The 17,043-nt window shown below is 59.2% G+C and carries 17 protein-coding genes; 7 read left to right on the forward strand and 10 right to left on the reverse strand.

Translation table 11 applies throughout. The features are described from left to right. The gene (locus tag ACMX25_RS19690; protein WP_414951749.1) at positions 1–852 is read left to right on the forward strand and encodes a carbohydrate ABC transporter permease; all 852 of its coding nucleotides are present in this window, start codon (positions 1–3) and stop codon (positions 850–852) included. A gap of 36 nt (positions 853–888) precedes the next feature. Further along, entirely contained in the window at positions 889–2,862 is a 1,974-nt protein-coding gene (locus ACMX25_RS19695) for a beta-galactosidase (protein WP_414951750.1), read from the forward strand. A 19-nt stretch (positions 2,863–2,881) separates the two neighbouring features. On the opposite strand, the gene ACMX25_RS19700 is transcribed toward ACMX25_RS19695, so the two are convergent. Beyond that, complete coding sequence (locus ACMX25_RS19700; RefSeq protein WP_414951751.1) at positions 2,882–3,400, reverse strand: hypothetical protein; 519 nt, start codon at positions 3,398–3,400, stop codon at positions 2,882–2,884. A 75-nt stretch (positions 3,401–3,475) separates the two neighbouring features. Between ACMX25_RS19700 and ACMX25_RS19705 the strand changes: the two genes are divergently transcribed. Beyond that, on the forward strand, positions 3,476–3,901 hold the full coding sequence (locus ACMX25_RS19705; RefSeq protein WP_414951752.1) for a GFA family protein: 426 nt from the start codon (positions 3,476–3,478) through the stop codon (positions 3,899–3,901). A 108-nt stretch (positions 3,902–4,009) separates the two neighbouring features. On the opposite strand, the gene ACMX25_RS19710 is transcribed toward ACMX25_RS19705, so the two are convergent. After that, positions 4,010–4,678, reverse strand: a complete 669-nt coding sequence (locus ACMX25_RS19710; protein ID WP_414951753.1) for a glutathione S-transferase family protein — start codon at positions 4,676–4,678, stop codon at positions 4,010–4,012. A 169-nt stretch (positions 4,679–4,847) separates the two neighbouring features. Here ACMX25_RS19710 and ACMX25_RS19715 point away from each other — a divergent pair, with 169 nt between their 5' ends. Beyond that, complete coding sequence (locus ACMX25_RS19715; protein WP_414951754.1) at positions 4,848–5,414, forward strand: TetR/AcrR family transcriptional regulator; 567 nt, start codon at positions 4,848–4,850, stop codon at positions 5,412–5,414. Between the two features lie 21 nt (positions 5,415–5,435). Here ACMX25_RS19715 and ACMX25_RS19720 read toward each other — a convergent pair whose 3' ends face one another. The 5 genes from ACMX25_RS19720 to ACMX25_RS19740 all read right to left on the reverse strand — a co-directional run bounded on the left by ACMX25_RS19720 (position 5,436) and on the right by ACMX25_RS19740 (position 11,153). Further along, positions 5,436–6,560 (reverse strand): FUSC family protein, encoded by a 1,125-nt coding sequence (locus ACMX25_RS19720; protein WP_414951755.1) that lies wholly within the window; start codon positions 6,558–6,560, stop codon positions 5,436–5,438. A 212-nt stretch (positions 6,561–6,772) separates the two neighbouring features. Then, positions 6,773–7,393, reverse strand: a complete 621-nt coding sequence (locus tag ACMX25_RS19725) for a DUF2894 domain-containing protein (protein WP_414951756.1) — start codon at positions 7,391–7,393, stop codon at positions 6,773–6,775. Continuing rightward, positions 7,386–8,033 carry an OmpA family protein gene (locus ACMX25_RS19730; RefSeq protein ID WP_414951757.1) on the reverse strand — a complete coding sequence of 216 codons (648 nt, stop codon included), beginning with the start codon at positions 8,031–8,033 and terminating at the stop codon, positions 7,386–7,388. The genes ACMX25_RS19725 and ACMX25_RS19730 overlap by 8 nt, the downstream gene beginning before the upstream one ends. Next, entirely contained in the window at positions 8,030–10,390 is a 2,361-nt protein-coding gene (locus tag ACMX25_RS19735) for a DUF802 domain-containing protein (protein ID WP_414951758.1), read from the reverse strand. Before ACMX25_RS19735 ends, ACMX25_RS19730 begins: the two co-directional genes overlap by 4 nt. A 10-nt stretch (positions 10,391–10,400) precedes the next feature. Then, positions 10,401–11,153, reverse strand: a complete 753-nt coding sequence (locus tag ACMX25_RS19740; RefSeq protein ID WP_414951759.1) for a DUF3348 domain-containing protein — start codon at positions 11,151–11,153, stop codon at positions 10,401–10,403. A gap of 242 nt (positions 11,154–11,395) precedes the next feature. Between ACMX25_RS19740 and ACMX25_RS19745 the strand changes: the two genes are divergently transcribed. Continuing rightward, positions 11,396–11,704 (forward strand): putative quinol monooxygenase, encoded by a 309-nt coding sequence (locus ACMX25_RS19745; RefSeq protein ID WP_414951760.1) that lies wholly within the window; start codon positions 11,396–11,398, stop codon positions 11,702–11,704. A gap of 97 nt (positions 11,705–11,801) precedes the next feature. Here the strand turns inward: ACMX25_RS19745 and ACMX25_RS19750 are convergent, their stop codons facing one another. The 3 genes from ACMX25_RS19750 to ACMX25_RS19760 form a co-directional block, all read right to left on the reverse strand. Continuing rightward, positions 11,802–12,587: a class I SAM-dependent methyltransferase gene (locus ACMX25_RS19750; RefSeq protein ID WP_414951761.1), complete on the reverse strand. Its 786-nt coding sequence runs from the start codon at positions 12,585–12,587 to the stop codon at positions 11,802–11,804. A 98-nt stretch (positions 12,588–12,685) separates the two neighbouring features. Continuing rightward, positions 12,686–13,189: a polyhydroxyalkanoate granule-associated phasin gene (locus tag ACMX25_RS19755; RefSeq protein ID WP_414951762.1), complete on the reverse strand. Its 504-nt coding sequence runs from the start codon at positions 13,187–13,189 to the stop codon at positions 12,686–12,688. 214 nt (positions 13,190–13,403) lie between these two features. Beyond that, positions 13,404–14,378 (reverse strand): LysR family transcriptional regulator, encoded by a 975-nt coding sequence (locus ACMX25_RS19760; RefSeq protein ID WP_414951763.1) that lies wholly within the window; start codon positions 14,376–14,378, stop codon positions 13,404–13,406. A gap of 102 nt (positions 14,379–14,480) precedes the next feature. On the opposite strand from ACMX25_RS19760, the gene ACMX25_RS19765 reads away from it, so the two are divergent. Together ACMX25_RS19765 and ACMX25_RS19770 are read left to right on the forward strand one after the other, a co-directional pair. Further along, positions 14,481–15,923, forward strand: coding sequence for an aldehyde dehydrogenase family protein (locus ACMX25_RS19765; protein ID WP_414951764.1), 1,443 nt, complete (start codon positions 14,481–14,483; stop codon positions 15,921–15,923). A 16-nt stretch (positions 15,924–15,939) separates the two neighbouring features. After that, entirely contained in the window at positions 15,940–16,974 is a 1,035-nt protein-coding gene (locus ACMX25_RS19770; RefSeq protein ID WP_414951765.1) for a dipeptidase, read from the forward strand. Positions 16,975–17,043: the final 69 nt, after the last annotated feature.

Below are 17,043 nucleotides of genomic sequence, written 5' to 3' on the forward strand. Positions count from 1 at the left end.
ATGTATCCACTTCCCGTTGAACGCTGGAAACCCCTTAACCGCAGGTTGTACAAAGCCTCGCTGCCGATTGCGCTGCTGATTTGGTTGCTGCCGATGCTGGCCGTGCTCGTCACCTCCATTCGCTCTTCGGAGGAGCTATCGTTAGGCGACTATTGGGGCTGGCCGAAGCACTTTGCGCTGATTGAAAACTACGGCACGGCGCTCACGCAAACGCCCATGCTGCATTACTTCGCCAATAGCGTGCTGATCACGGTGCCATCGGTGGTCGGCGCGATCGTGCTGGCGTCGATGGCGGGTTTCGCCTTGGCAACGTACAAGTTCCCGGGCAATACCGCTGTGCTGTTCGCGTTCGTTGCCGGCAACTTCGTCCCCATCCAGATCCTGATGATCCCGGTACGCGACATGGCGTTGAAAGTAGGTTTGTTCAACACTGTGTGGGCGCTCGTTATCTTCCATGTGTCGTTTCAAACTGGCTTTTGCACGCTGTTCCTGCGCAACTTCATCAAGCAGCTTCCATTCGAGTTGATCGAGGCGGCGCGCGTGGAAGGAGCGAGTGAATGGACCATCTATTTGCGGATCGTGCTGCCGCTGATCCGGCCGGCGCTCGCCGCGCTCGGCATCCTCGTGTTCACGTTTGTCTGGAACGATTACTTCTGGGCGCTATGTCTTACGCAGGGCGATGAGGCCGCGCCGATCACCGTAGGCGTCGCCGCACTCAAGGGCCAATGGACGACCGCGTGGAATCTCGTGGCAGCGGGTTCGGTGCTGGCCGCATTGCCTTCCGTGCTCATGTTCTTCGCGATGCAAAAGCATTTCGTCGCCGGTCTGACTTTTGGTGCAAGCAAGGGCTGAGTGCTTGTTCGCCGTCACTATTAAAGAGACTTTCTCATGCAACTTGGTGTGTGTTATTACCCGGAACAATGGCCCCGTTCAATGTGGGCCGACGATGCAAAACGCATGGCCGAACTTGGTATCACGCACGTGCGAATCGCGGAATTTGCGTGGAGCCGGATGGAACCGCGGGCCGGCGAATTCGCCTGGGAATGGCTTGACGAAGCCATCGAGACGCTGGCCTCCGCGGGGCTCAAAGTCGTGCTGGGTACACCGACGGCGTCGCCGCCGAAATGGCTAGTCGATGCGCATCCGGACGTGTTGCCGGTGCGGGCGGATGGCGTGCGCTGGAACTTCGGTTCGCGTCGCCATTACGATATTTCCAGCGACATTTATCGGCGCGAGTGCGTTCGGTTTGTCACGGCAATGGCAGAGCGCTACGGGAGCAATCCCGCTATTGTTGCTTGGCAGACCGACAACGAACTCGGTTGTCACGATACCGTGCCGAGTTATTCCCCCGCCGCATTGAAGCGCTTTCACGCGTGGCTGCAGCGTCGCTATGAGAGCGTCAACGCGCTTAACGAAGCGTGGGGCAATGTGTTCTGGAGTATGGAATATCCGTCATTCGATGCAATCGGTTTGCCGAACCTGACACCGACCGACGCCAACCCGATTCATCTGCTCGACTTTCGTCGCTTCATGTCAGATGAGGTGGCGAGTTTTCATCGCGAGCAGGTCGAGGTGCTGCGGCGGCATGCGCCTGATGCAGACCTGCTGCATAACTTCATGGGCTTTTTCACGACCTTCGATCATTATCGTTTTGCGGAAGATAGTGCTATCGATGTGGCCGCGTGGGACAGCTATCCCATTGCACGCACCGAGTCGCTCGCACTGCCAGAAGAGCAGAAAGCGCGTTACGCACGGACTGCACATCCCGACGTCTCCGCCTTCGATCACGATCGTTATCGATCCATCGGCCGGGGTCGTTTCTGGGTGATGGAGCAACAAGCGGGACCGGTGAACTGGGCGTTGTGGAATCCTGTGCCGGCCAAGGGCATGATTAGGCTTTGGGCTTATGAAGCGTTCGCGCACGGCGCGGAACTGGTCTCGTATTTCCGTTGGCGCCAGTGTCCGTTTGCGCAGGAACAAATGCACTCCGGGCTTAATCTGCCTAACAACGAATTGTCTCCAGGCGGTCTTGAAGTGCAGCAGGCGGCCCGCGAGATTGCGGCATCGGCGGCGTTGTCAGGACTTGGCGCACCGACTCGTGCAGCTACTGCGATGGTGTTCGACTACGAGACGCAATGGATGTTCGAGATTCAGCGTCACGGCAAGACCTTTGACTACCAGATGTTGGTGTTCGACTACTACGAGGCGCTGCGTGAACTCGGCCTGGATGTCGATATTGTTTCGAGCAAGGCCGATCTGTCGTCATATCGGCTGGTAGTCATCCCAAGTATCGCGGTGATTGATGAGACGCTTGTCGAACAGATAGAAAAGAGTTCTGCGCAATGGGTATTCGGTCCGAGGAGCGGTTCGAAGACGACTGAGTTCGCAATTCCGCCTGGCCTCCCGCCTGGCTCGCTGCAGAACGTATTGCCAATGCAGGTGCTGGAAGTCGAAACGCTGCGGCCGACACTCACGCCCTTGCTTTCTTTTGGTGGTCAGCAGGGGCATGCCATGCATTGGCGGGAGCATGTCCGCGCCAATGGCGACGTGCGCGTTGACGCGCAGTTCGATGACGCATGGCCAGCCGTGCTAAGTCACGGAACGATTCGATATGTGGCGGCGTGGTTGTCGCACGGATTGCATCGTGCGGTGCTGGCGCAAGCGGCGAAGGAGGCCGGCATCGAGACGCAATTGCTGGTCGACGGCTTGCGAGTTCGTCGCCGAGGCGATCTGACATTCGCGTTCAACTTTGGTGCGATGCAGGTTCAAGCGCCCGCACCGGTCGATGCGACGTTTGTGCTTGGGCAGCGGCAGCTTGCAACGGGCGATGTCTGCGCGTGGAAAACCGCGCAGACTTGTTAAGCTAACCTGCGTTCCCGGCTTACTCCGCATCCAGCCAGGAATCGAGACCCACGCGGAAGGCGACGGCCGCAATCACCGGGACGGTCAGCATCATTACTATGCCGAAGTTCTCGATCATGTCGCCGTACATGATCGGTTTGTACAGAACAATGCCCGAGACAATAACGAAGGCGATAAAGCCCACCGCCACCATCAGGATGCTGCGCAGCGCGCGAGACGGCTGCCAGTGCTTCGGTTTGCGCGGGGCGGCAGCAGGCTGCCCCGCATTCGGCGAAGTGTTGGGTTTAGATTTTTCGTTATTTTCTGGCATGGCGCAGCTAGGTGGGGAACGGCCGAATTCGGAGATGACGCGCTGAACTCGGGCGTTGCAATTGGAATATGTCAAGGCGGCGGGTAATACCCATCGTAACAACTCCCCATACAACGATTGTGGCACAGGCGGAGTTCCCCGAGCACAACGCCTCTGGCTTATCCCGTCGCAACGCAACTGTTTGTCGCTGAGCGCTGCTTTCATTTGCCATTCAACCAGCGGCTTCACGCCGATCCACGCCGCGACTACTTATCGTAAAGGAGGGACTAAAATGACTGTAGGCGCTAACTGATACGCCCTAACATGACTTCTTTCGTAGAGGAAAGCGTGAATTCGTTGCTTGCAGGCAGATGTCTTTGCGGCGCGGTCCAATACGCGGTGAAGGACGAGTTCGTTTATGCATTGAACTGCCATTGTTCAAACTGCCGCCGTGCGACGGGTTCCGCGTTCAAGCCATTTGCGGGTATCCAGAGCAACAAGTTGGAGGTCACTCAGGGTCAAGATGACCTGTTGATTTTTGGCGACAAGAATGCAGGTCACGATGCTCATTGCAAGTTCTGCGGAAGCCTTTTGTTTTCCGTCGTTCGTGAAGGCGAGTTTGCTCACGTCACACTAGGAACGCTTAGCGACACTCCGAGTATTCGCCCAACCGCCCATATTTTCGTCGGCTCCAAAGCGCCGTGGCATACCATTACCGACGAATTGCCACAGTACGACGAATTTGGCTAGTGCGGCCGAGCTGATGATCGCAGTCGATCAGCGCAACGCGTCGATGATCCTGGCCAAGACCAAATTCGCGCCGCGATCTCCTGCATGCATCAGCCCGTCACGCCAACGTCAGGCCGGCAGTTCCATCACCTGTCCGCTTCGGTTCTTCACGCTCGGCCGCTCCGACACCTTTGCCTGCCACGCGGACAACGCTGAACAATCATCGGGAATCGCAATGCCTGCGACGCTGGCGTGCATGAGCGCGGCGTAAGCCGTGATATCTGCCATGGAGAAATTATCGCCGGCCACGTAAGGGCGGGTCTTGAGCACGGTGTCGAAGTACTTCATGCCGCGCACGAACTTCTCCTGGTTGCGCTCACCCCATGCCTTCCTGTGAGCCCATTCAGGACTCTTGTAGGCTTCCAGGCGGGCGCCCAGTCCCCGGGTTGCATGGTGGAAGTAGATACCGACAGCATCGATGAGTTGATCGTCGGCCCGCTTTTGCATCATGTGAATGACCGCTTTCTCCTTCGGCGTCTTGCCCGTCAGCGCAGGGTTTCCATCCAGATTGTCGAGGTATTCGGTAATCGCAACACATTCCGAAATGAACGTGCCGTCGTCGAGTTCAAGCACGGGAACCGTGCCGGCCGGATTGATGGCGAGAAACGCGTCCTGCTTGTGCTCAGCCGCGAACAGATCCACCTTCACGAATTCAATCTGGGAATCCAGTCCTTTCTCGGCAAGAACGATACGAATGCGGGCGGGATTCGGGAAGCCAGGGGTGTCGTAAATTCTCATGATCGATCCTTTAGGTTATCTATCGATAGGTTAGGTGGAGGACCGAATCATGGGGTGAGCAAATCGCGATGTCAAGGGCTATCTATCGATAGGTTAACGGAATGATTGCGCTTATCTATCGATAGAGATACACTGCGGTCAACGATCGACTTGTGAACAAAGGCTCCTGATGACCACCACAGATACCAAAGAACGAATCATGAGCGTGGCGCGGCTCATGGTGCAGGCGCACGGCTACAACGCGTTGAGCTTTCGTGAAATCGGAAAAGAAGTAGGGGTGTCCAGTGCGAGCATCCACCACCACTTCGCCACCAAGGGCGACCTTGGCGCCGCTCTGGCCCAACGCTATACCGACGACGGCAGCGCAGCACTTGAAAAACTGCTCGCTACGTCCAAAGACGCTCACAAATGCATGATCGCTTACACGGGCATCTTTCGTGCGGCGTTGGTCAATGACAATCGGATGTGCCTGGTTGGAATCATGTCCGCCGAATACGAAGGCTTGCCTGTGGAAGTGCGGGCAGAGGTGGATCGTTTCACCAACGTCAACGTCAAGTGGTTGACTGAAATTCTCTCGCTTAGAAAGGCGAAGACGGGAAAGGATGCAATTCAGCACCAGGCGCTTGCGATCTTCGCTGCAATCGGAGGTGCTCAACTCGTGGCGAGAGGGCGGGGTGACATCGGCATGTTTGATCGTGCGGTTACGGCATATCGGGCAGCCGGCCTGTTCCCTTGATCCAGACTCAGCACCTTGCACTCAGTTTTTCAAGCTGGATTCAGAGGACCGAAGAGGGAACACGAACATAGCGGCCACGAGACCTATTGCTCCGCCGAGAAGCGTCTCCCAGGCGCGTGCCGCAAGCAGGGGAATTGAATGCACGCCGCTTGCCGCGAGCGTCACGATCAACGTGAAAGCGAACGCCGCGCAGGCAATGTCGTAGCGCTCCGGTAACGCCATTGCATAGACGATCATGGCAGCCGCGGCCGCAACCCAGATTAGCAGCGGCGCGTGCTCGGCGACTGGCAAACAAGCAAGGCCTAACGGAACGCCGATCAATGTGCCAAGAATACGGCGATGCACGCGCTGTTTGGTGCCGGTCGCCGATCCCGCGACCACGTAAGTGCATGCGGTAATCGCCCAGGCAGATTCCTCGAGGCTGAACAAGCCGTTCAGGATCACGATGATCAACGCGCCCGTGGCCGCCTGTAATCCCATGAAAAACTCGGGCGAGTATCGACGGAAACCGGGCGCCATGCCTGCCGCGAGCGCCGGTATGGAAACGGGTCGCTCCGCAGGGCCGCTTAACACGCGTGGCACGATTGACGCCAGCGCGGCGATCAACGCGGCAATGACAATGGCCCACAGGTCGGTGATCGTCAGACGGACGCCGTAGGCGAGCAGCTCTCCGATATAAATTTGCGATCCGATTCCAGCCCCCAGCACGCCGAATCGCTTCAAATATCCGGCCAGGAATGCGCCGCTTACAAGAATCAATTCCGGGCCCGCTCGTCCGGCGGTCTGCAATGGTTGAACAGACATCACGAAGAGGATTGCGCCTAGTGCGGCAGCGAAACTCAGCAGCGCGAGATCACGGCTCGACTCGGCGCGTGTCGTTTTTCCCTCGGACACGCTCGCCCAGAGCGCAAAGCTTCCAGCAAGGTAACCTAGAGATACGCTGCTCGGCACGCTGTGGGCAATATCCTGCAGCGTCCCGAGCGCAGCGGCAATGCCATAGGCGGTCACGAGTCTCAAACCCTTGATGCGCCGATGTGTACCCGGATCGACATGGTCGAGCCAACGGCTAACTGCCGTTACCGGTCGCAGGATGCCCCGGCAATAATTCGCACCGTAGTCCCTGGAGCTTTGGGGGTCATCATTCATTGGCTTCACCGTGTTGTGTGCAAGGTTCGTTTGGCCAACAACGTAAAGCGGTTTATAGGGTCGCAGGAGAAACGGGAAGTATCAACCGGGACGATGATTGACGAAGCCCGCAAAATCAGGCGCCCCATTTTCTCAGTCTATTTTATTTGGCGAGCGTTTTAAAGCGCACTTTCAATCCAGCTAACGCGTGGATTCGTGACATGGTCAGGTGATTAGCGTGGTTTGCTGCGCGTATTTTTCCGCGGGCTTCCAGCGCGAGGCGCTTCTTTTTCCGGCACGGCGCTGCCGCCGTTCATCTGCTCCATCCAGGACAAAGCGTCGATGTACGACATGAACTGCTGCAGATACCCTGGCGACAATTCGCGCATCAGCGAGAGCGAACGATGCACGAGGCTACTCGAATTGAGCGGACCGGCATTGCCGGGGACTTGCGCAAGCGACTGTCGAAATTGTCTCTCGGTACTGAGCTGGGTCCAGGTTTTCCTGAAGTACTCGAGCATCTCCATGTCTGGATAAGAGGAGCGGCCGTCAGCATTCGCCGCCGCACTGCGGCTCACATACTCAACCAGCCCGGCCAGCGAGTAACTAGCGGACTTGTCAACATCAGAGGTTACTAACTCGGCGTTTTCCAGATCGCCGGCATATTTTTCAATTAATCTGGATAGCTTAGCATCCAGAATGCGTCGCGCCTCGCCGCTATGGCTCGCCGCTCGCCGATCGAGCGCTTCCATAAAATGAAATCGAATAGGATCCAGCCGATCGGCGCCGTGCTCGCGCCATGCATCGAGCGTCGCACGGAATCCGCTCTCTACTGCCCTAACCTCGCTATTCACCGGACTTCACCGTTGCGCTCGACGGCCTTGGGACAGGCGCTATTTCCACTCGCCGGTTCTTTGCCCGTCCTTCGTTGTCGGCATTCGAGTTCACGGGCTGTTGCGAACCGAATGCGGCCGCGAATACCGAGGAGGAGGGCACGCCCGTATCAATCAACGCACGGGTTACGGTCAACGCGCGCTGAGCCGACAGTTCCCAGTTATCGGCAAAACGACGGTTACCCTCACGCAATTGCCGGTCATCGGTAAAACCGCTTACCATCAGGATCTGGTCGTTGGCCTGCAGATAAGCAGTCAACGGGCCAGCCAGACTTTTCAGCACATCCCGGCCTTCGGGCTGCAATTGATCGGAGTTGAGCGCGAACAGCACGCTGCCGTTGATGCCAATACGCCCGTTGACCAGCGTCACCCGGCCGGCTGCCAGCGGCCCGGCGAGCGCCTGCTCCAAAGTCTTGCGGCGTTGGGTTTCCAGCTGCCGCTGCTTGACCTCGTGTTCAAGCTTGGAAGACAACTCCAGTTGCACGCCAATGACACCCACCATGATCAGCATGAAGGCGCCCAGCAGCACTGACATCAAATCGGCGAAGACGGGCCATATTGGCGCGGACGTCTCCACGCCGCCGTCGATATCCTCGCTCATTCGACCACGGCTCCATCTCCGGCAGACGCACGCCGGCCCCCGAGCCGCTGCATGTCTTCCACAATCTGCTTCTGCGACATCATGCTCAAGTCGATCACTTCCCGAGCCTGCGCCACGTAATAAGCAAGCTGTTCGTCGCTGCGCGCGAGTGACTTGTCCAGCGCGACTTCAATACGCTGCAGATGAGTCACGAGCTTTTCATTCGAATCGCCGAAGAGCTGTACCGCCATGCCGAATGCTTCGCCCAGGCTCGCCACTTCGACCGCGCTGCCCGTGACCTGCGCGGCAGCGGCGCCGAGCTTGCCGGTTTCGGCCTCAACCTTGTCGGCGAACTGAGTGCCTACACGTTCCAGCAAACCCGCCGATGTCGAGACCAGCGCGTCAACGGCTGAACGCTGCTCGGTAGACGCATGGTTCACGGCGTCGAGCAGGGTTTCCAGCGTGGCCAGGAGACGGCTGCGTTCCTCGAGCATCGCGGTATCGCGGACCATGCTGTCGGAGAGCTTCTGGCGCAGTTCGGCCACGACTTCAGCCGCAGCCTTGGGTGCTTCCGATGCCGCTTGCACGAGCCGTTCGATTTCGGAGATCGTGCTGCTGGTATGCGCTTGCGTCTGGGCGGATAGTTCGCGCGCAGTCTGTTCCAGCGTGTCGCAAATCTCCTGCTGCCGGCTCGCGGTGCGCGTGCCAACCTGCTCCCATTCACGGCTGAGCGTAGCGGCCATCGAACCGAGCGTCTCGGTCCAGGCTGCCAGCCGTTGCAGGTCCCGCGATGCCAGTTCCGCCTGCAGGTTTGCCGCGGCCTTGGGCGCTTCCGATGCTGCTTGCACGAGCCGGTCGATTTCGGCGATCGTGTTGCTGGCGTGCGCCTGTGTTTGAGCCGAAATATCGCGTGCGGTTTGCGCCAGCGTGTCGCACATTTCCTGTTGCCGGGTCGCGGTGCGCGTGCCCGCCTGATCCCACTCGCGGCTCAGCGTAGAGGCCATGGAGCCGAGCGTCTCGGTCCAGACGGCGAGCCGCTCCTCGTCGCGTGATACGAGTTCGCCTTGTAGATCCACCTGCGATTGTTCAATCGTGCGCAACAGCGAAGCCGAATGCTGTTCGAAGGTCGCTGCGGCCGCAGCAAGCGCCTGCTGGTTGTGATTCGCCAGCTTTTCGCCGGCGAGTTCTTGCCGCGACAGCGCTTCGTTCCACGCCGCGGACACATTGCCGGCCGTGGCGTCCAGACGCGCGGAAACGCCGTCGAGCAGCCCAGCTGAACGTTGCTCGAAGGTGCCGGTGAATTGATCCAGCGATGTCCGCAGTTGCTGGACCAGCGCTTCGCTTGATCGCTGATGTCCCTCTAGCGCCTGATTCCAGATACCGGCTACGGTCGTGGTGCTCGCCTCGAAGCCGTTTGTCAGCCCGTCCAGTTGCTGCTGCACGGCATGGGTGACCGTTGCATGCAACGAAGCCGTCTCGCGGGCGAGGCCCGCCATCGTGGCCTCCATGACTGGCTGCAGCGCTGCACCGGCGGCGCGCGTGCTGTCGGCGACGCTCTCCTTCAACGACCGTTCCACCGATGAAGCCAGCCGTGCGTAGGTCGCTTCGGTGTTCACATGGAAGGCATCCTGGCTGGCGATCTGCCGCGCGTTGACGGCGAGGTTCTGTTGCTCGATGGTCGCCATCATCATCTGCAGCCGGTTGACGAGTTCAGGCATCCCCTCGGCTTGCCGCTGCAGGAGCTTGAAGGTTTCCTCGCGCTGATGGGTCTGCGAGTAAATGCGTAACGTGGTCGCGATCTTTACGTCGAGCATCTGCCCGGCATCGATACGCTCACGCCGGCACAATGCGGAAAGCAGCCCGAGCATGGCGGAGGTGGCCACGCCTGCAATCGAAGTGCCGAACGCAAATCCCAACCCTCTGACAGGTGCTGCCAGCGAGTCGCGGATAGCCTGCAGGTCCGTCGCGCTTTCCAGCGCCATGCCTGTGCCCCTCAGGGTCGCCACCATGCCCAGGAGCGTGCCCAGCATGCCCAGCAACACGAGCAAGCCGACCAGGTAAGACGCAAGCGCCGGGCCGGGCAAGGCTACACGCTCGCCCTCGATGCGCAGGCGCACCGCATTGCGCAAGCTGGGATGCAGCCGGTCGAGCCACGCGCCCAAGCCGGGCGGCGGTCCGGACAGATCCGCTACGGCAAGCGTCAACGTGGACGTGGCCTGGCTGTAGCGTTGCAACTCCAGCGCGCCGGCCAGATAGCAGGCGCCGATCAATAAAGTGACGGCCAGCGCCAGCGGGTTCGAGCCGATGTAGCCCGCTCCAATCCCGCACACAGCGGCCAGACCGACCAAAAAAACGACAAGATTCAGATATCTGGACATAGCGTCCCAGTTAGCTGGTGCGAAGAGCCGCGAGCAACCCTTCGACCGGTTGAAAACGAAGATCCAGTTCGGCCAGCAGCACGCTCTGCATATCTTTGCGGAACGCGTTTAGCCAAGCGCCCGGCTTGATTGCCGGGGCGTCCTCCGGGGCTTGGGACGCGCTGGCATCGGCCAGTATTTCCCGCTCGGCCTTGCGTAAGCGCTCGAAGTGCCCGCCGAGCAACCCGGGCACAGTGGCGAGCAAACTCCGCTCTCGCGGACTTAGCGCGCGCTCCATGACGGCATCGACTTCCGCAAGCCGGATCATGGCGGGCGTCCTTGCGGCCAGTTTTATCCGCAGGCGAGCGCGCAGACTGCCGATACCCGTCTCCATCGTTTGCTGCATGGACAGATACGTCTGACGAAAAGCCGGATAGTCGATAGCATCGTCCACGGGTACTGTGTGCGAGGACGATTGCACCGACCCGTGCCGCCTGGCGGCGGCAGACCCGCCACCGCCGGTGATGGCATTCGCCAGCGCACCGAGCACGCGAGCGCACTCGGTCTCCTCCGCGCTGCCAATGGCTTGCGCACTGGGGGTCGCGGAAGGCGGATTGCCGTTGAGCGCCGTGGACAGCGCGATGGCGTCTGTCCAATGGATCCATTGGCTCAGCCGGTCCGAGAGCGCTTGTCTGGATTCGGTAACTTCGACATCCGCTAGGCGAGCCAGTAGGCGAATGAGCGTCGGGCCGCTGAAAGCTGTGCGCTGAGGGGCTTGCACCATACCACCAGAGTCAAAAAGTTCGCTAGTTTACACGCGGACGGGATGGTGGCCGCCGTGTTGCGAAAAGCTGGGTGCGCGAGGGTGGGATTTTAGGGTGTTTGTCATGCTGTGTACGGTAGCGGAATGCCGGGCCCGACATTTCCAGGGATCTGCCGTTAACGCGGCGCCCGCAGCATCTCCAGCCCGACGCGGCTATGATTATGAGCGGCAATCCATGCCAAACCACGAAAGGAGATGTCCGGATGATTCACGTCATTGCCACGATCACTGCACTACCCGGTTCACGCGATGCCGTCCTCGCTTTATTTCACAAGAACCGTCCGGCGGTGCTGGCGGAAAAGGGATGCATCAGCTATGAAGCGGTCATCGATGTACCCGACTTCGGTGGAATTCAGACACCGCTGGGTAATGACACGTTTGCCGTGATCGAACGCTGGGAAGGTGCCGATGCATTGAAGGCGCATGGCGCCTCCGCGCATATGGCTGAATACGGGCGCAACACCAAGGCGTTGCTCGCCAGCCGCGTGATCAATGTGCTGCAAGTCTGCTAAAGCACGGGTTCACATGCGCTTTAGCGGCTTATTTGGCGGCTTTGCGCATGAGCTGCTGCTTGGGAGTGTGTTTCGCTAATCGCCAACCGGTACTTGGTCAGTAATTCTTGACCTTGGCATGGACCAGATAAGGTAAATGGTCTTTAGTCAGCGGATTCATACGAAGCAGGTCTTCCGTCAGCTTTGGCCAACCACGGGGCGCACCGTATTCAAGCACACTCAATGCCGCGATGCGTGACGACCAACTGCGCAGGCATGCTGCTATTTCATCGCTATTGATACCCCACGGCATGGGCGGCAGCCGATAGTGCGGCGTTTGCATGACGCCCCACCGGGTCAACTGGGAGAACCATCGTGGAATGGCATCGAACACGATTTCAGCACCGGGGAAATGATCGACGATCTTGATAAACAAGCGGCGCACGGCTTCAGGGTCCAGATACATGAACAGGCCTTGAACCACGATGAATACATCGGGACCCGGCTCGATCTGTTCAATCCAGCCCGGCTCGAACACGCTTGCAGCAACATGGCGCATGCGTTCGGACGAAGGCAGGAAGTGCTCACGCAACGCGATCACAGCCGGCAAATCGACGGTGAGCCAGCGCATCTCGCCGTTGTCCACCCGATGAGCCTGCGTTTCGAGGCCTTCGCCAAGGGACACAATCATGCCATCCGGATGGCGTTCGAGCCATTGCTTCAACAATTGGTCGATTTGTGCTGCCCGCGCGGCAAACGAACCAACAGGTTCTCCAAAATGACGCTCGAAATCGTAATCGATGGCGTCGCAGATACGCACGCCGTGCGGGTCGGTGAGAATGCCGTCAGCGCGGCGGGCTTCCGATGCACGATCGTAAAGCGTCCACAGCGTTGTTTCCGACACGCCGTTCAGTTTGCACGGGACCTTTGAGGCACTGTCCACACTGTGAGTGCGCAACGGCTGATAGTCTCGACGAAGTGGCGGCCTTGACTCGGTGACTGTCAAAGCGCACCCAGACGTTTTGCATTCGCCGTTGCACGCTCGTGAATGGGTGCAAGGCTTTCCCGGACTACACGAGTGGTTGAACTGGCCAATTGCAAAGGATCGGCCGGAGAGGTTGCCGCGATCTTCAGCAGCGCTGCCTGGCATTCAATCCATTGCGTGGCGGATCGGCTTGACGCCAGGGCCGACGCCGCTTCCGACGCGGCCCAGATATGTTTGCTGGTGTCCATTGCCAGTGTCATGCCCAGGCTCACCAATCCTGAACCCATCGCCTGAATCGATTCAGATGCAGCCTCGCTCTTTTCCCGGCTCATCAGGCTGAACTCAACCCGGTCGCGTTCATTGGGCAATGGGCCGGCCATCGCCATGCGGGTGGTGCGAACTTTAACGACCTGGGTGGTCGCGCTGAGCATTTCGCAGGTGTCGGTAAAAAGGCGCAACCAGTTGGTCGAAAGCTCACCGAGAGACGGCGAGAATGTGGCGGAAGTCATGAAGTGCTCCACGGATTAGACCATCTGCTACGGATACCTAATAAAGGTATCAATCGTAACGAAAAGAAGGGTGCGAATTAAGTCAGGGATGTGTCCGCTGCGGGAAATTGATGCGGGTCGCTTGAGTGCGCGATAAATGTCCGGCTTGTCCAGAGCATAGGCCGATAAATGCTGCATCGCAACAAGTCATTTGAAACTGAGGGCTGGCTTCTTGGCAGGAAGCCAATCATGGGCGACGAACAGGATTTACGCGTCCGTCTTCTTTCACAGCAACCGATGTTTGATCCGGAAGCAAGCGCCGCACGAGTTCCGGGAAGCGGGTTTCATTTACGTCTTCAACGAAGCTTGCTCGCAATGCATCCGATGCCGGGCTGAGCGATCTTCCTGCAAGCTCCACGAATCCCACCGTACGCTCGATCCGAGGCGCGTCAATTGGAATGAACCGCAGCGCGTCGCGGTAACGCTGTTTCGCGAGGTAGGGCAGCACGGTAAGCCCCACGCCTCCCTCCACAGCGGCAAGCAGCGTGGTGGTATTGGCGATAAAGATCTCGTCCTGTACGGCCGCTGCTTCACGCACTTCTGGCGGCAAGGCGCGAAGCGTGCCGTTGCCGATCATCCGGTATCCCGACAGGTCGCTCCATTCAACATGCCGATGCCTGAAAAGCGCATGTCCGGAGTTCACGACCACGCACATGACGTCCGCGATCAGCGGCGTAAAACTCAGCTCGGATTCCTGCTCGGGCTCGCCCGCGATGCCAAAATCGATTGCGCCGGAGCGTACACGCTCGTGGATATACGCGGCGGTGCCGTCCTCCACGTGAAGCTGGATGCCGGGATAGCGCGCGGTGAACCGGCTGATCGCGCGCGGCAGTATTTCGTGCGCGATCGACGGCACGGCGGCGAGCCGCACGCTGCCGCCGCGTACACGCGCGACATCGATTGCGGCTGAAAGCGTGCGCTCGTAATGTTCCACGAGTTTCCTCGCTTCGCCATAAAACGTCGACCCAAAAGGCGTTGGCGTCGCATGGCTGCCCTTTTCGAATAGTGGAGCGCCGAGCGCGGTTTCCAGCTCCTTCATTGACAGCGATAAAGCCGGCTGGCTGCGAAATACGGCCTTTGCGGCAGCCTTGAAGCCGCCATGCTCGATGACGGATACGAAATGCCGCAACTGCGCGATCTTCACATCGGGGAAACGATCCATAGCGGGAATAAGTTTTCCAAATAACTTAATTAACGTAATTGGTTTTGATTATTTTACGCATATTCCTAGAATCGGTCACATGTCAAACGCATTGAGACCGATATGAATTCGCAGACTTTTTTGAACTGGATGGACGGCAGATGGGTAGCCGGCGAGACAGTTGTTGAGAACCGCAATCCCTCGGACACGGACGACCTGATTGGCCGCTACGCGCAGGCGACCAGCGCCCAAGTGCAGGGCGCCATAACCGCTGCGGCCATCGCGGAACCGGTTTGGGCCGCGACCGGACTCGAAAAGCGGCACGACGTGCTGCGCGCCATTGGCGATGAACTGATCGCCCGTAGCCAGGAACTTGGACGGGAGTTGGCGCGGGAAGAGGGGAAGACGCTGGCGGAAGGTGTGGGCGAGGTTTATCGCTCGGGCCAGTTTTTTCACTACTTCGCGGCTGAAGTCCTTCGGCAATTGGGCGGCAAAGCGGATTCCGTGCGCCCGGGTATCGAGATCGATATCCAGCGTGAACCGATCGGCGTTATCGGCGTCATTACGCCCTGGAATTTCCCGATGGCCACCGCCAGCTGGAAAATCGCGCCCGCCCTCGCGTTCGGTAATGCCGTGCTGTTCAAGCCTGCGAACCTGACGCCCGGCAGTGCGTGGGCGCTCACCGAAATCATCAGCCGCCAGGCGTTGCCGGCAGGCACCTTCAACCTGTTGATGGGCGCTGGCGCATCGGTCGGCAACGCGCTGGCGGCGTCGCGCTCAGTCAACGGAATTTCATTTACCGGATCGGTCGACACAGGCCGGCGAATCGCGGCCGTCGCTGCGCCGAACCTGATCAAGTTGCAGATGGAAATGGGCAGCAAGAACGCGCTTGTCGTACTTGACGATGCGGACATCGACCTCGCCGTCGAATGCGCGTTCCAGGGGGCGTATTCCGGCACGGGGCAAAAGTGTACGGCCTCGTCGCGGCTGATCGTGACGCACGCCGTGCACCGGACGTTCGTCGAACGGCTTACCGCAAAACTGCGCAGCGTGAAGGTGGGACGCGCGCTGGATGACGGCGTGCAGATGGGTCCGGTCGTCGATGGACGCCAGCTCGACCAGAATCTTCAGTACATCGAGATCGGCAAGCGCGAAGGCGCGCGGCTCGTGATCGGCGGCGAGCATCTTGCGCAGCCTGAACGCGCGTATTGCATGTCGCCGGCTCTGTTCGACGAGGGCCGCAACGACATGCAGCTCAATCGTGACGAAGTGTTCGGCCCGATCGCCTGCGTGATACCCGTGCGCGACTACGACGAAGCGCTGGCCGTTTCGAACGACACAGAGTTTGGTCTGACTGCGGGAGTCGTCACTCAATCGCTCAAGCACGCCACGCATTTCCGCCGCCATGCGCAGGCCGGATGCGTGATGGTGAATTTGCCGACTGCGGGAACCGACTATCACGTGCCGTTCGGCGGCCGCAAATCATCAAGCTACGGTCCGCGTGAGCAGGGCCCCAATGCGGCTGAGTTCTATACGACGCTGAAGACTTCTTACACACGCGCCTGACGGCTGGAGACACTTCATGACCTTGCATAGCTCCTTGCTTGTCGTCGACGGCACGCAGTACTCGAACTGGAACCGGCAGATCTTCGAAGAGATGCGCGCCGGCGGCGTTAGTGCTGTCAACGCGACCATCGTCTACTGGGAGAACGCGCGCGAAACACTGTCGCGCATTGCCGGGTGGAACGCGCTTTACGAACAGCACGGCGATCTTGTCATGCCGGCTCGCACGATGGACGACGTGTTGCGCGCAAAAAGTATCGGCAAGATTGCGATTCTGTACGGACTACAAAACTGTTCGCCGATTGAAGACGACATTGGCCTCGTCGAGGTCTTCCGCGATCTCGGCGTGCGCACCATGCAACTGACGTACAACAACCAGAGTCCGCTTGCGACCGGTTGCTATGAATTGTCTGACAGTGGAATCACGCGGTTTGGCCGGGTGGTGATCAAGGAAATGAACCGGGTCGGAATGGTCGTGGACATGTCGCATAGCGCCGAGCGCTCGACATTGGAGGCTATCGACATCTCGAACCAGCCGATCGTGATCAGCCACGCCAATCCGAGCTTTTTTCACGAAGCCAAACGCAACAAATCGGACGGTGTATTGCGTGCGTTGGCGGCACGCGGCGGTCTGGTTGGTTTCAGTCTCTATCCGTTCCATTTGAGAAACGGCAGCCGCTGCACGCCCGGAGAATTTACCGACATGGTGGCGCGCACGGTCGATCTGCTCGGCGTTGATCACGTTGGCATTGGCAGCGACCTGTGCCAAGGGCAACCGTACAGCGTGCTTGAGTGGATGCGCAACGGCCGCTGGAGCAAGGAGACGGATTTCGGCGAAGGAAGCGCGAACAATGCGGCATGGCCTGAACCCGTGAACTGGTTCCGATCCAGTGCAGACTTTCCGAACTTGACCTCCGCGCTGGACAAGGCAGGTTTTTCCGAAGCCGACGTTGCCAAGATCATGGGCGGCAACTGGATAAGAATTTTGCGCGATGCAGAGAACAGCCGTGACCGGCACGCGCCGGCAGCGGCGGGTGAGTCCGTCGTGAGTTAACCATCTCGCTACGTAGCCCTGAAAAAAATCACTCGACGCCACCTTGAACCAACGACGAATTGGACCTGG

The sequence above is a fragment of the Caballeronia eucalypticola genome (genome assembly GCF_047608185.1).
Lineage (GTDB): Bacteria > Pseudomonadota > Gammaproteobacteria > Burkholderiales > Burkholderiaceae > Caballeronia.

Excerpts from the sequence above, each read along its gene's own strand:
- ACMX25_RS19735 (WP_414951758.1), bottom strand. The coding sequence starts at position 10,390 with ATGTCCAGATATCTGAATCTTGTCGTTTTTTTGGTCGGTCTGGCCGCT.
- ACMX25_RS19715 (WP_414951754.1), top strand. The coding sequence starts at position 4,848 with ATGACCACCACAGATACCAAAGAACGAATCATGAGCGTGGCGCGGCTC.
- ACMX25_RS19720 (WP_414951755.1), bottom strand. The coding sequence starts at position 6,560 with ATGAATGATGACCCCCAAAGCTCCAGGGACTACGGTGCGAATTATTGC.
- ACMX25_RS19760 (WP_414951763.1), bottom strand. The coding sequence starts at position 14,378 with ATGGATCGTTTCCCCGATGTGAAGATCGCGCAGTTGCGGCATTTCGTA.
- ACMX25_RS19745 (WP_414951760.1), top strand. The coding sequence starts at position 11,396 with ATGATTCACGTCATTGCCACGATCACTGCACTACCCGGTTCACGCGAT.
- ACMX25_RS19740 (WP_414951759.1), bottom strand. The coding sequence starts at position 11,153 with ATGGTGCAAGCCCCTCAGCGCACAGCTTTCAGCGGCCCGACGCTCATT.
- ACMX25_RS19690 (WP_414951749.1), top strand. The coding sequence starts at position 1 with ATGTATCCACTTCCCGTTGAACGCTGGAAACCCCTTAACCGCAGGTTG.
- ACMX25_RS19770 (WP_414951765.1), top strand. The coding sequence starts at position 15,940 with ATGACCTTGCATAGCTCCTTGCTTGTCGTCGACGGCACGCAGTACTCG.
- ACMX25_RS19710 (WP_414951753.1), bottom strand. The coding sequence starts at position 4,678 with ATGAGAATTTACGACACCCCTGGCTTCCCGAATCCCGCCCGCATTCGT.
- ACMX25_RS19695 (WP_414951750.1), top strand. The coding sequence starts at position 889 with ATGCAACTTGGTGTGTGTTATTACCCGGAACAATGGCCCCGTTCAATG.
- ACMX25_RS19765 (WP_414951764.1), top strand. The coding sequence starts at position 14,481 with ATGAATTCGCAGACTTTTTTGAACTGGATGGACGGCAGATGGGTAGCC.
- ACMX25_RS19730 (WP_414951757.1), bottom strand. The coding sequence starts at position 8,033 with ATGAGCGAGGATATCGACGGCGGCGTGGAGACGTCCGCGCCAATATGG.
- ACMX25_RS19705 (WP_414951752.1), top strand. The coding sequence starts at position 3,476 with ATGACTTCTTTCGTAGAGGAAAGCGTGAATTCGTTGCTTGCAGGCAGA.